This window comes from Bacteroides sp. AM54-2NS, from assembly GCF_003602935.1.
Taxonomy (GTDB): domain Bacteria; phylum Bacteroidota; class Bacteroidia; order Bacteroidales; family Bacteroidaceae; genus Bacteroides; species Bacteroides xylanisolvens.
This window is the reverse complement of record NZ_QTMZ01000008.1, coordinates 17,359-31,579: the sequence shown is the minus strand read 5'-3', so window position 1 is coordinate 31,579 and position 14,221 is coordinate 17,359. Positions and strand designations below refer to the sequence as shown.

10 protein-coding genes and 2 pseudogenes are annotated in these 14,221 nt (G+C 41.0%); 5 read left to right on the top strand and 7 right to left on the bottom strand.

Going from position 1 to position 14,221, the window contains the following annotated elements; all coding sequences use genetic code 11:
* Positions 1-30 precede the first annotated feature (30 nt).
* Positions 31-1,331: pseudogene (locus DXA05_RS07285) on the top strand (Na+/H+ antiporter NhaA).
* Here the strand turns inward: DXA05_RS07285 and rmuC are convergent.
* The 4 genes from rmuC to DXA05_RS07265 form a co-directional block, all read right to left on the bottom strand.
* Positions 1,328-2,563: a DNA recombination protein RmuC gene (rmuC, locus tag DXA05_RS07280; protein ID WP_008643704.1), complete on the bottom strand. Its 1,236-nt coding sequence runs from the start codon at positions 2,561-2,563 to the stop codon at positions 1,328-1,330. The pseudogene DXA05_RS07285 and the gene rmuC overlap by 4 nt on opposite strands.
* The gene (gene map, locus DXA05_RS07275; protein WP_008643702.1) at positions 2,563-3,417 is read right to left on the bottom strand and encodes a type I methionyl aminopeptidase; all 855 of its coding nucleotides are present in this window, start codon (positions 3,415-3,417) and stop codon (positions 2,563-2,565) included. The genes rmuC and map overlap by 1 nt, the downstream gene beginning before the upstream one ends.
* Before the next feature lie 100 nt (positions 3,418-3,517).
* A complete protein-coding gene (locus DXA05_RS07270; protein ID WP_118408867.1) occupies positions 3,518-4,141 on the bottom strand; it encodes a DUF4858 domain-containing protein in 624 nt (207 codons plus the stop codon).
* Between the two features lie 111 nt (positions 4,142-4,252).
* The gene (locus tag DXA05_RS07265) at positions 4,253-5,893 is read right to left on the bottom strand and encodes a B12-binding domain-containing radical SAM protein (protein WP_008643700.1); all 1,641 of its coding nucleotides are present in this window, start codon (positions 5,891-5,893) and stop codon (positions 4,253-4,255) included.
* Between the two features lie 111 nt (positions 5,894-6,004).
* Between DXA05_RS07265 and DXA05_RS07260 the strand changes: the two are divergent.
* Positions 6,005-6,417, top strand: a pseudogene (locus tag DXA05_RS07260) (hypothetical protein).
* Positions 6,418-6,488: 71 nt separating this feature from the next.
* On the opposite strand, the gene DXA05_RS07255 reads toward DXA05_RS07260, so the two are convergent.
* A complete protein-coding gene (locus tag DXA05_RS07255; RefSeq protein WP_004312314.1) occupies positions 6,489-7,409 on the bottom strand; it encodes an RluA family pseudouridine synthase in 921 nt (306 codons plus the stop codon).
* 103 nt (positions 7,410-7,512) lie between these two features.
* On the bottom strand, positions 7,513-8,883 hold the full coding sequence (gene rlmD, locus DXA05_RS07250) for a 23S rRNA (uracil(1939)-C(5))-methyltransferase RlmD (protein WP_229037639.1): 1,371 nt from the start codon (positions 8,881-8,883) through the stop codon (positions 7,513-7,515).
* 247 nt (positions 8,884-9,130) lie between these two features.
* On the opposite strand from rlmD, the gene ppdK reads away from it, so the two are divergent.
* Positions 9,131-11,851, top strand: a complete 2,721-nt coding sequence (ppdK, locus tag DXA05_RS07240; RefSeq protein ID WP_015531005.1) for a pyruvate, phosphate dikinase — start codon at positions 9,131-9,133, stop codon at positions 11,849-11,851.
* 108 nt (positions 11,852-11,959) lie between these two features.
* On the opposite strand, the gene DXA05_RS07235 is transcribed toward ppdK, so the two are convergent.
* Positions 11,960-12,523 carry a YdeI/OmpD-associated family protein gene (locus DXA05_RS07235; RefSeq protein ID WP_008022672.1) on the bottom strand — a complete coding sequence of 188 codons (564 nt, stop codon included), beginning with the start codon at positions 12,521-12,523 and terminating at the stop codon, positions 11,960-11,962.
* A gap of 398 nt (positions 12,524-12,921) precedes the next feature.
* Between DXA05_RS07235 and DXA05_RS07230 the strand changes: the two genes are divergently transcribed.
* Positions 12,922-13,437 carry an outer membrane beta-barrel protein gene (locus DXA05_RS07230; protein WP_004313171.1) on the top strand — a complete coding sequence of 172 codons (516 nt, stop codon included), beginning with the start codon at positions 12,922-12,924 and terminating at the stop codon, positions 13,435-13,437.
* 196 nt (positions 13,438-13,633) lie between these two features.
* Complete coding sequence (locus DXA05_RS07225; RefSeq protein WP_004313170.1) at positions 13,634-14,203, top strand: porin family protein; 570 nt, start codon at positions 13,634-13,636, stop codon at positions 14,201-14,203.
* Positions 14,204-14,221: the final 18 nt, after the last annotated feature.

Sequence of the window (14,221 nt, the reverse complement as noted above, 5' to 3'; positions counted from 1 at the left end):
GCAAAACTAATATTATAAAAACATTTCGTTATGACTATTTTGCGGACTATGCGGAACTTCTCGTCTATGAATATCACGGCGAGTATTCTTTTATTCCTGGCTGCTATCTCGGCAGCCATTATTGCGAACTCTTCTGTGGCTCCGGTATATCAGGAATTTTTGTCGCATGAACTTCATTTACAGATAGGAAATTTTAATTTGCTTTCGCATGGTGGGGAAAATCTGCGAATGATTGAGTTTATCAATGATGGTTTGATGACGATTTTCTTTTTATTGGTTGGACTGGAAATCAAACGTGAGTTATTGGTAGGTGAGCTTTCCTCTTTCCGTAAGGCGGCGTTGCCTTTCATTGCCGCTTGTGGTGGGATGTTGTTGCCTGTAATGATCTATTCGCTTATTTGTGTTCCGGGTAGTGAAGGCGGACATGGACTCGCCATCCTATGGCTACGGATATTGCTTTTTCATTGGGGGTGTTGAGCTTATTAGGCAGCCGTGTGCCGTTGAGTTTGAAGATTTTTTTGACTGCTTTTGCGGTAGTCGATGATATCGGGGGAATTTTGGTGATCGCTCTTTTTTATAGTTCACATGTTGCCTATGGCTATCTTTTGGTAGCTATACTCTTTTATATTTTACTTTATTTTATAGGAAAGTATGGAACGACAAATAAGGTATTCTTCTTGGTGATTGGGGTGATTATCTGGTATTTATTTTTGCAATCCGGTATTCATAGCACTATTTCGGGAGTTATTCTTGCTTTTGTTATTCCCGCTAAACCTCGTCTGAATGTAGGGAAGTACATCGAAAAAATTCGTCATACCATTGCCGGTTTTCCGGCAATGCAATCTGAAAGCATTGTGCTGACTAATGAGCAAATAGCCAAGTTGAAAGAGGTCGAATCGGCTTCCGACCGTGTAATTAGTCCGTTGCAGTCATTAGAAGATAATTTGCATGGAACAGTCAATTATTTGATTCTTCCTCTTTTTGCATTTGTCAATGCCGGCGTTGTGTTTAGTGGGGGAGGCGAATTAGTGGGAGCTGTCAGTATTGCTGTTGCTGCCGGTCTGTTACTGGGAAAATTTATTGGAATATATTTCTTTACCTGGCTGGCTATAAAAATAAGATTGACTCCCATGCCTTTAGGGATGACCTGGAAGAATCTTTCCGGAGTTGCATTGTTGGGAGGTATTGGCTTTACTGTATCACTCTTTATCGCTAATCTTTCTTTTGGGGTAGACTATCCTGTATTATTGAATCAGGCCAAATTTGGTGTATTGACCGGAACCGTACTTTCCGGCTTACTGGGATATGTCGTACTTCGGATTTCGCTTTAATCTGTCGATTCATCGTCTCCATCATCTATCGGAAGAATTTTCATGCTTTCTTCATGTGGCAATTGTTCAACTTGGCGGAGTTTTCGTTCGATAGCGCGAGTCCGCTTACCCATTACTTCTTCTAGTTGGTCGCCGGCATTTTGAAGGTTTTTCTGTACTTTTTCGAGTAGTCCTCCGAATTTGCTGAATTCTGTTTTTACAGCTCCTAATACCGTCCAAACCTCTCCCGTTCGCTTTTGAATAGCTAACGTGCGGAATCCCATTTGCAGGCTATTTAGGATAGCCCCTAGTGTAGTAGGTCCTGTGACAACTATTTTGTAATCTTTTTGCAGAGTTTCTACCAGACTTGTTCTTCGGATTACTTCGGCATAAATGCTTTCAAAAGGCAGAAACATAATGGCGAAGTCTGTGGTAAAAGGAGGATCTACATATTTGTCGTGAATGTCTTTTGCCATTTTTTTGATGGTTGTTTCCAATTGCTTGCCGGACGATTCTATCAATGCAGTATCTCCTGCTTCAAAAGCATCATAATATTGTTCGTACACATCTTTGGGAAATTTAGCGTCGATAGGCAGATAGACGGTGCTGTTCGCATCATCCTTTCCCGGAAGTTTGATTGCGAATTCAACGAATTCGGTTCCGCTTTTCTTGGTTTTTACATTAGCGTCGTATTGTTCCGGACTCATCATCTGCTCTAATAATGCTCCTAACTGAACTTCGCCGAATGTGCCACGCATTTTTACATTGCTCAACACCTTCTTTAATCCGCCTACGTCTTGAGCCAGAGATTTCATTTCGCCTAGTCCTTTCTGCACATTCTCAAGTTGTGAGCGGACAATTTCAAATGATTGGCCAATGCGTTCGTTCAATGTCTTTTGCAATTTTTCTTCCACCATTGTCCTCATGTCATCCAACCTCTTTTCGGTCGATTTAATCAATGATTCCTGTTGACGGGCCATCATATCGAATTTCTGACGCTGCAGCTCTCCGTTAGTCAACATATTTTTGTGCAATGCGTCTTGCAATTGCTGCATATTCTGATTCAGCGTTTGAGTCATCTCCAGGCGGAGTTCCCGGATGCTGCGATTCAGTTCTTCGCGATTCTCCTGCATTTGTTGACGCAAAGCTGTTTGCAGTTGTTCCGCTTGCGTTTGATTATTACCTTTTGTAAGTGACAGTATTAGTAAGACTATCACTAATGCGGCAACAACGATAAGTAAAATTAATTCCATTAATAAGTAAGAATTTCGTTTCCGGTTTCAGTAATCAGAATCATGTTTTCCCATTGGGCGGAAGGTAGTCCGTCGTCGGTGCAGACAGTCCATCCGTCGGCATCATCTATAAAGACTTCGTAGGTTCCCATGTTAATCATGGGTTCGATGGTAAAGGTCATTCCCGGTACGATCATCATGCCCGTACCCCGTCGGCCGAAATGCTCTACGTCCGGTTCCTCATGGAATTGCATCCCTACGCCATGTCCGCAGAGATCACGAACTACGCTGAAACCGTTCTTTTCTGCATGTTCCTGGATGGCGGCGCCTACATCACCCAGTTGTTTCCAGGGTTGTGCGGCGGCAATACCTATTTCCATGCACTCTTTGGTGACCTGTACTAATCTTTGCATGTCAGGATTGACATCGCCAATCATAAACATACGGGATGCATCGGAGAAATATCCTTTGTAAATGGTAGAAACGTCCACATTGATAATGTCTCCGCTTTTTAGAATCTCATTTTTGTTGGGAATACCGTGACAAACCACGTCGTTAATGCTTGTGCATACACTTTTAGGAAATCCTTCGTAGTTGAGTGGGGCAGGGATAGCACCGTGGCTGGTGGTGAAATCATATACTAATACATCAATCTCTTCAGTAGACATTCCTTCGCGAATATTTTCTGAAATATAGTCTAACAGTGCAGTATTGATTTTGGCACTTTCCCGGATACCTTCCAGTTGTTCGGGGGTACGGAGTACTTTACGCGGTGGAAGTTTGTAACCTTGTTTTCTGTATTTCTGTATTTTTGCTTCTACTTCTGCCGGATAATTAGAGGGGGTAAACCGGAATCCCTTGATAAAGTTCTTCATTATGATAGCATATTTAATCGTATGACAAAGGTACGAGAATAAATGGAAAATATGCTTTCTTGCTTTCTAAAACTTTTCGATCCTCAATTATCAATAGGATTTACCATTCGTATGAAACGCTAACTTGAGGTATCCATTCCCATCTTTTTCGTATAGCATTATATTGGTATTGCATCCCTGTTTTGATTTTCCAGTTTTTATTTATTTTGAAAACGACATTACTTCCTAATTTGGTTGGTTCCACTTCGGAGGGGAGCCCTCGGTATCTTCGGGTATCGAGGTTTTGTGAACCATATATGTCGAGAGACCATCTGGAGGATAATTTATATTCCATTTGGCTTTGGATATGGAAATGATTGGAATTTTCTGCAAAGTCGCTTTTACTATGCAGGATAAGGTTCTTGTTTATTCTTAACCAGGAATAAGTGGGTAAAAAGGTGGAACCTGGCTTTTGGAACATCTTGTATGTGTGAATAGAAGGTCTCGAAAAGATTGTGGAAGATTTTAAAGTGGGTAGTGTGGGATCAAAATCTACAAATGGTTTTCGAGAGTACATTTTTTGCTCTATTTTTTCGATAAGCTTTCTGTTTTTCTTGATTTCCTGATCGGATTCCAACATTTGCTGAAGTCTCAATGAGTCCTGTTTGCTCCATTCTTGCCCTGTTGCGGATAAGGGGAACAATAATAAACAAAGAATATTCAATTGATATTTCCGAATGTCCATACACTGTGCTAGTAAAGTTTATTGTATGGACGGTGAAAAACAGGATATGCTGCTTTGAACGATTAGTGAATAGTAATTATTTCACATAATATGGGAATACTTTTCTTTTGTTTATGATAATTTTCTAGCTTTGAAAACCGGTTGTATCTTCTGAATTTCCGATTCAAAGCCAAACCAGTAGCCATGTCCTTCTTCATCGACAGGGAGGAAACATAGTCGTAGATTTTCACGGTATGCACCGTATACTACTTCCCAACTTTCAGGAGGTAACTGTCTTTTGGTTCTTACTTTTTCTGCCGGAGCTTTTTTTAATGACATACCTGCTTCTATCCATGCAATACTGACTTGTGTCAGGTAGTCGGGATAATGATTCTTGCAGAAATCATAAAGGATTAATCCTCTTCTTTCCAAGCTAAGAGGAGTGTCGATGACATCTGTCCGGACCAGATGGTCGAGTAGGTCATGTATGAAATGGGGGTTCTCCAAAATTAGTATACGGGTGATATTTCGCCAGGTAGGAGTGTTATAGAAACCGTCTAACAGGCGTGACAGATAATGGGCTGTTTGTAACTCATCTACCGTGATTTCACGGGTTTGAAGTACTTCGTATGGAGGAAGTGGAGAATACTGTATACCTAATTCATCCGCTCTTCTTCGCATTTCGGTGCCCGGAAGTAATTTCAGAGATTCCAGTTGGATTTCTCCTGCGCCATACTCGGTTAAGGTACGGACGTCGTCGAAAATCTCTGATAGATGGTAGAGTGGGAGCCCGGCTATCAAGTCGGCATGAGTTTCCATGTTTTCAAGTGAACATAGATAGTGGAGTCCGGCCAAAGCATCGGAGAGTTTTCCTATTCTTCGACTTTGTTCAAGCACGTTTTCCCGAAGGCTTTGGATACCGGCTTCCAGGTGCAGCAGACCTTTAGGCAGAGTGGCTAATTCCTGTTTGAGTTCATCGGAAAGTAGTGCCGGATGAATTTCCAGATGGAAACAGATGTCCGGGTATTCGCGGAATAAGTTTAATAGCTCTTTTGCCCGTTTATTATTGTAATTGAAAGTACGATCCAGTACTCGCACGTTTTTGATTCCGTGTTCGTGTATCACGTCGAGACGTTCTTTGATTGCTTCGAGAGATAAGGTACGAACTGGCTTTTCACCTCCACTGACACAAAAAGCACAGGTGTTAAAACATCCCCGGGTAGTTTCTAACTGCACAAATGGTTTGCTCCAATTGAAGAAACGGCTTTTTTCGGGAGGAACCAATTCAGAAAAGTTCATGACACGGGCAAGTCCGTTGTCCTGATATTCTCCTGATTCATTCAGGTAACAAAGTCCTGTGATTGATTTCCATTCCTTTCTTGGCTGATTCCACACTTTTAACCATAATGGAAATACTTCTTCGCCTTCTCCGCGAAACACTCCGCTTACAAATTTGTTCTTATATAAGAAAGCTTCATTATCTCCTAAAAACTCGGGACCTCCGAGTATAACACAGCAGTGAGGTAGTAATGCTTTTGCGCGTGAAACGATGTGCAGGAGTTGCTCATGATTGAATAGCCAATTGGTAGCTGCAATGATATCCGGTTGATGGCGGTAGATTTGATTGACGACACTGCCGGTGTTTTCATTGATCGTGGCGGAAACCGTACACCATTCAATGTCTGTATTATTTGCTATTTGGGCATGTAAGGCAGGTAATGCCAACGAAGAATGAGCGTACGAACTATTTAAATCAAGCCAAAGAAGTTTCATGTGGAAATTTTAATATTATCTTTGCAAAGGTACAAAAAACTTGTGGCTTGTAATGTATAGTAAATAAAAAACGCTAATTTTGTATTAATAAACGCAATAAACTAGAGAATTATGGAAATGATAAAGAAATATGCGGGTATCTTGATGATGCTGACTTTATTGGTTGGCTTTACTTCGTGTGAAAGTGAAGACGAGACAGAATTTAATCTGCCTGGTGAGTGGTATACGAATGAAGAGATTGATTTCGGGGCATATACCTGGGGAAGAGGTACGCTTATGACTTTTAACGCGAGAAATCAAGGAACAATTGGTTCTGCCGGTGATCCGAATTATTTGGTTTTTGAGTGGAGATGGATTGATGGAGGATATAATTCAATGGAATTATATTTTTATGGTGATGGCACTTATGCCTATATTTGGGGTGCGGAAGCTACCGATAGACCTTTAGTGGAACATGGTATAATAATTGGCGGGATTTTAGGGATAGAATAGATGGACAGCCATTCTATATGCGTCGTCAATAAAACAGTGATAAAGATTAAAAATAAAGCCAGAGTCAATCATGATTCTGGCTTTGTTTTTTGAATATAGGAATTTATTTTTTCAAAAACAACTTCTTAAATTCCGCCGGATAAGGCGTCTCGAACTCCATTAAATCTCCCGTTACCGGATGATAGAAACAAAGTTTGAAGGCATGGAGTGCCAATCGTCCGATAGGGTTGGGAGAATCTTCTCTTCCATATCTTCCGTCGCCGATAATAGGATGGCCTAAATCCTGCATGTGTACACGAATCTGATTCTTTCGGCCAGTTTCCAAATCGAGTTCCAACAGAGAATATCCGTTAGCGCGTTTGATTGTCTTATAGTGGGTAATAGATTTTGATCCACCGTCATCATATTCACTGGAACTTACGTAAAGCGTTTTATCAGTCAGCCAGGAAACGACCGTATCATAGTCTTTTTCCATACTACCTTCCACTACGGCTACATATCGGCGGTCGGTCACTATCTCATGCCAGTTGTCGCGTAGTGTCCGCTGCGTTTTTTCATCTTTGGCAAACATCATCAGACCGGAAGTATCTCTATCTAAGCGGTGAACGATAAACACACGGAATTGACGTCCGGAGCGTTGCACATATTCATTCAGTATCGTGTAGGCAGTGCGCTCTTTCTGACGCTCCGTATTGACGGATAGAAGTCCCTGCATCTTTTCGACGACAATGATATAGGCGTCTTCATATACAATCTTCAGCAATCTGTTATTAAATTCTTTCTTTCCCTTTTGCTTGCTAATTTTCACTTTCATGCCTGCTTCAAGGGGAAAGTTGAATTGCGTGGTTATCACATTATCAACAAACACGACCCGCTTGCTTAACAACGATTTTAATTTCGTGCGACTTGCATCCGGCATCTTGGCAGCCAGGAACTCCATTAATTCCATGGGCTCTTTGACTGCATAATTGGTATATTGAGCACGTGCTTTTTCAGCAGGAGTTCTTCTAGGTCTTTTTTTCATTTCTTTTTTCTTTTGAGAATTTATTTTTCACCACAGATTACACAGATTAACACAGATTTTTATTACTGATTATTATAATCTGTGCTAATCTGTGGTGAACTCTTTATCGAAGTTTCAGCAACACCACATTTTCTACGTGATGAGTGTGAGGGAACATATCTACGGGCTGAACAGCCTTCACCTTATACTTTTCATTCAGTAATTGCAGATCCCGCGCTTGAGTAGCAGGATTACAACTAACATATACAATTCGTTTCGGTTCCGCAAACAAAATGACATCAATCACATCCTGGTGCATACCGGCACGGGGAGGGTCTGTGATGATTACGTCGGGGCGCCCATGCTGATTGATGAAATCCTGCGTCAGCATATCTTTCATATCACCGGCATAAAAAATTGCGTTCTTGATATCATTGATTTCTGCATTCACCTTTGCGTCTTCAATAGCTTCCGGCACGTATTCAATACCGATCACCTGGCGGGCTTGGCGTGAAACGAAATTGGCAATTGTTCCTGTTCCTGTATAAAGGTCATATACCAGTTCGTTTCCTGTTAATCCGGCAAAGTTACGGGCTATCTTATATAAATTATAAGCCTGTTCCGAGTTAGTCTGATAGAATGATTTCGGGCCGACCTTGAAACGCAAGCCTTCCATTTCTTCAAAGATGTGGTCTTTCCCTTTAAATACGTGAACGTCCAAATCGTTGATGGTATCGTTGCACTTATTATTAATAATGTATAGAAGCGAAGTGATTTCGGGGAAAGAGTCCGCTACGAATTGGAGTAATTGCTTGAACAGTTCCATTTCGTGATCTTCTGTAATCTTGCAAATGACGATTACCATCAGTTCCCCTGTGGAAGATGTGCGTATAATCATATTCCGCAGCATACCTTCCTGTGTGCGCAGATTGATGAAAGAATAATCGTGTTCGTAAGCGTAGTCACGTACTGCGTTCCGGATGCGGTTGGATATATCATCCTGCAACCAGCATTTCTCAATAGCCAGTACTTTGTCGAATGCTCCCGGAATGTGGAAACCTACCGCATTCATCTGATCGTATTTCACGTCCTGACGAACTTCCTCGTTTGTCAACCAGCGCTTATTTGAAAAGGTGAATTCCAGTTTGTTTCTGTAAAACTCCGTTTTGTCAGAACCGAGAATCGGAGAAATCTCGGGAAGTTCGATCTTTCCGATACGTCTCAAATTATCTTCCACTTGCTTTTGCTTATATCTGATCTGCTCTGAATAGGGGAGCACTTGCCACTTGCAGCCACCGCATACGCCATAATGTTGGCAGAAAGGAACAGCGCGATTGGGCGACAGCTCGTGAAACTTCACCGCTTCAGCTTCGGCATATTTATTCTTTTTACGCTTGATTTGCAGGTCTACAACATCACCCGGCACTACATAGGGAACAAAAATCACCAGGTCGTTTACTTTTGCGATGGCTTTTCCTTCGGCAGCCACATCCATGATTGTTACCTTCTCCAATAAGGGAAGCTCTTTTTTCTTTCTTGCCACTTTTACACCAGTCTAATAATTACTTTGCAAAAGTAGGTATTTTTTTTGGAAAAAATTCGGGTATACAGAAATATTCCGGATTGTAATGTCGAAATTGCATTTTGATAGAAAGTTTTTTCGCAAAAAGTTTTCAAGTTTGCGAAATATCCTTAGATTTGCGAACAGAAAAAAGTCATAATGTAACTTTAAACACAATATTATGGATAAAAAAAGAGTTTATACCTTTGGTAATGGTCAGGCAGAAGGAAAGGCTGACATGAAGAATTTGCTCGGTGGTAAGGGAGCCAACCTTGCTGAAATGAATTTAATCGGAATTCCTGTCCCTCCCGGATTCACAATAACTACAGATGTTTGTACGGAATACAATACGTTAGGACGTGATAAAGTGGTTGAGTTGCTGAAAGATGAAGTTGTAAAAGCGATCGCTCATGTGGAAGCGTTGATGAAATCTAAATTCGGTGATGTTGAAAATCCTTTGTTGGTATCTGTACGTTCCGGTGCACGCGCATCTATGCCGGGTATGATGGATACGATCCTGAACCTCGGATTGAATGATGAAGTGGTGGAAGGTATTATCCGTAAAACGGGTAATGCACGTTTTGCATGGGACTCTTACCGTCGTTTTGTACAGATGTACGGTGACGTTGTGTTGGGCATGAAGCCTACCAATAAAGATGATATTGACCCGTTCGAAGCTATCATCGAAGAGGTGAAGAAAGCGAAAGGGGTAGAACTGGATAACGAGTTGAAAGTGGAAGACTTGCAGGAACTCGTAAAGAAATTCAAGGCCGCTGTAAAAGAACAGACCGGAAAAGATTTCCCGACTTGTGCATACGAACAACTTTGGGGAGCTATCTGTGCTGTATTTGATTCATGGATGAATGAACGCGCTATTCTTTATCGTAAGATGGAAGGTATACCTGATGAATGGGGTACAGCTGTCAATGTACAGGCTATGGTGTTCGGTAATATGGGTGATACATCGGCTACAGGTGTTTGTTTCTCACGAGATGCCGGTACAGGCGAAGATCTTTTCAATGGTGAATACCTGATTAACGCACAAGGTGAAGATGTAGTGGCAGGTATCCGTACTCCACAGCAGATCACTAAGATTGGTTCTCAACGTTGGGCTGTATTGGCTGGCATTACCGAAGATGTTCGTGCTGCTAAATTCCCTTCAATGGAAGAAGCAATGCCGGAAATCTATAAAGAACTGGATGCTCTTCAGACTAAACTGGAAAATCATTATAAAGATATGCAGGACATGGAGTTCACCGTACAGGAAGGTAAACTCTGGTTCCTCCAGACACGTAACGGTAAGCGTACAGGTGCTGCCATGGTAAAGATTGCTATGGACTTGCTCCGTCAGGGTATGATTGACGAAAAGACTGCTTTGATGCGCGTGGAACCGAATAAACTTGATGAATTGCTCCACCCTGTATTCGATAAGGATGCTTTGAAGAAAGCCAAAGTGTTGACCCGTGGTCTTCCGGCTTCTCCGGGTGCTGCAACCGGTCAGATCGTATTCTTTGCTGATGACGCTGCCGAATGGCATGCTGCCGGTAAACGTGTGGTGATGGTGCGTATCGAAACTTCTCCAGAAGACTTGGCCGGTATGGCAGTGGCCGAAGGTATTCTTACGGCTCGTGGCGGTATGACTTCTCACGCGGCTGTTGTGGCTCGTGGTATGGGTAAATGCTGCGTATCGGGTGCAGGTGCATTGAATATTGATTATAAAAACCGTACGGTAGAGATTGATGGGGTATTGCTGAAAGAAGGTGACTATATCTCTTTGAACGGAAGTACAGGTGTAGTATATAATGGTAAGGTAGAAACGAAAGCAGCAGAGCTTTCCGGCGACTTTGCCGAATTGATGACACTGGCTGATAAATATACTCGTTTGCAGGTACGTACCAATGCGGATACTCCTCATGATGCGGAAGTTGCACGTAACTTCGGTGCAGTAGGTATCGGCCTTTGCCGTACAGAACACATGTTCTTCGAAGGCGAAAAGATCAAAGCAATGCGTGAAATGATCCTGGCGGAAAATGCAGAAGGACGTCGGAAAGCATTGGCTAAGATTCTTCCATATCAACAAGAAGACTTCAAAGGTATCTTTAAAGCAATGGCTGGTTGCCCGGTGACCGTTCGTTTGCTCGATCCTCCTTTGCATGAGTTCGTTCCTCACGATTTGAAGGGACAGCAGGAAATGGCGGATACGATGGGTGTAAGCCTGCAATATATCCAGCAACGTGTAGAATCACTGTGTGAACATAACCCGATGTTGGGTCACCGTGGTTGCCGTTTAGGTAATACTTATCCTGAAATTACTCAAATGCAGACACGTGCAATTTTGGGTGCTGCATTGGAACTGAAGAAAGAAGGAGTGGAAACTCATCCGGAAATCATGGTTCCGTTAACCGGTATCTTGTATGAATTCAAGGAGCAGGAAAATGTGATTCGCTCGGAAGCTAAGAAATTGTTTGAGGAAGTAGGAGATAGTATTGACTTCAAAGTAGGTACAATGATCGAGATCCCGCGTGCTGCTTTGACTGCCGACCGTATTGCTTCTTCTGCCGAGTTCTTCTCATTCGGTACAAATGACTTGACGCAGATGACCTTCGGTTATTCTCGTGATGATATAGCTTCTTTCCTTCCTGTTTATCTGGAAAAGAAGATTTTGAAAGTAGACCCGTTCCAGGTTCTCGACCAGAATGGTGTGGGACAGCTGGTACGTATGGCGACAGAAAAAGGCCGTGCTATCCGTCCGGATTTGAAATGTGGTATCTGTGGTGAACATGGTGGTGAGCCTTCTTCTGTGAAGTTCTGTCATCGGGTAGGTCTGAACTACGTTAGTTGTTCTCCATTTAGAGTGCCGATTGCCAGACTGGCGGCCGCTCAGGCAGCGATAGAAGGATAGTCAAATACGCTGGTTAGGTACTTAACTATCTGATAAATAGGCTGTAAATACTTGTGAAAGTATTTGCAGTCTATTTTATTTTAGATTATCATTGATTTTTAGTTGGGATTAATAGTATTTCTCAATTCCACCAAATCCTGTGATCTTTTTATTTTCTTTCGTTTTATTGATAAAGTTGTTTAATCGCTTTTCAAATTCTTCAGGTCGTTTTCTGGCTGCTTCAATGTATGCAATTCGGATACGTTTATATGCGTCGGAAAAATGGAGATAGTTTTCCCAGATTGTTTTATCTTCCTTCAATTTTTCAATTATATCATTGGGGAAGATGAAAGGATCAGATAATACAGTTCGTATTTTATCCTCAAATTTGGGGTGTATCATTTTATTTTCCAATAGCCACTTAAGTCTTTCTTTGTTAGCTTGCGAATAGGTACTTTTAGGGTTTCTGGGTGTGAAATGCTGAATTTTATGTTCTTTGTCGAGCGATTTTATCGTACTGTCAATCCACTCGAAACAAAGAGCTTCTTCAACAGCGTCGTTGTATGTGATACTTTTTTCGCCTGAAGACTTGCTGGGAAATACAAACCAAACTTCATTGGCAGTCTCAAAGTTGTCATTCAACCACTTTCGCCAATCTTTTCTGTTCTCGAAATACTTTATTTCTATTGACATAACCAATCGTTTAAACTAACTGTTTTATTGCCTTTACTTTCATAATATCGAAGCATTTTACACTATACAATGTCAGTCTGTGTCTGATGGCTGAAAGGCTTACCACCCGTCAAAGATACTAAATCTTAAAGAAACAGTCCTCATTACTTCTTAAATCCTTTGGCTTATTATGGTATGACGACACTCACTACATGCAATATATTTGAATAAGAATCGATAGCAAGAATTTTGTGCTGCTATATAATATGATGTGTAGAGCCTCTGTCAAACATTTATTTGGTATTTATTATAAAAAACTAACCAAATATTTGTTCATTCGTAAAAACTGCTTTACATTTGCACCCCAGAAATCAATCGACCGAATTGGGGTCTAACGTTTAATTAAAAAAACAAAGAAAATGAAAAAGGGTTTATTATTGGTAGTTGTGATGTTAGCAACTATCGCTGTAAAAGCACAAGACATTTACGTAGGCGGATCTTTGAACGTTTGGCGTAACAGCACAGGCAACACTACTTCTTTTAAAATTGCTCCGGAAATCGGATATAACTTTAATGAAACATGGGCGCTGGGTGCTGAATTAGACTATTCACACAATTATGATGGAGGAGTAACTAAAAATTCAGTATTTGTAGCTCCGTACATTCGTTGGTCTTATTGCGAAACAGGCGCTGTTCGTTTGTTCTTGGACGGAACTGCTGCTGTTGGTTTCGTGAAAGTTAAAGACGGAGACACTAGCAAAGCAGGACAAGTGGGACTTAGACCGGGTATTGCTGTTAAATTGAACGATCACTTCTCTTTTATTGCCAAGTATGGTTTCCTTGGATATCGTAGAAATATAAACACTCTTGGAGATTCTTTTGGTCTTCAACTTACTAGCGAAGACCTTTCAATTGGTTTCCACTACGCATTCTGATAAGAAGAAAAGTAATTCAACAAAATAGGAAAGGGAGTTCTCAAAAATAGGGAATTCCCTTTTTTTATGTATAATCTCTATAAATTACGCACTTGTTAACGAAAAAGTTGTTTAATACAAATTACAATTATACATTTGCATTGTTAAACAATAAGGTCAATAAAAACCTTTAGTATTAATTTAAAACTTTAAAATTATGAAGAAGAGTGTTTTGTTTGTTTTATTTGCGCTGATTTCAGTAGCAGGTTTTTCTCAAATTACAGGTTGGAATGCCAAGGTAGGTATGAACATCAGTAATTACACTGGAGATACTGATATGAATGCTAAGATTGGTTTCAAACTTGGTGGAGGTTTTGAATATGCTTTTAATGATACATGGTCATTGCAGCCTTCATTATACCTGACTAGCAAAGGTGCCAAAAAAGATGAATTGACTATCAACGCTTATTATTTGGAATTACCTGTAATGGCTGCTGCTCGTTTTAATGTTGCAGACAATACTAATCTTGTGGTTAATGCAGGTCCTTATTTGGCATGTGGAATTGCAGGAAAATCGAAAATGGATATGGGTAATGTAGAGTATAAGGAAGATACGTTTGGTGACGATGCTTTGAAGCGTTTTGATGCAGGTCTTGGTGTAGGAGTTGCATTGGAATTTGGTAAAATCATTGCAGGTTTGGAAGGTCAGTTCGGTTTAGTTGACGTACAAAAAGTTGGTAATCCTAAAAACATGAACTTTTCTATTGTTGTAGGATATAAGTTCTGATAAGAAAACACTGAAAAT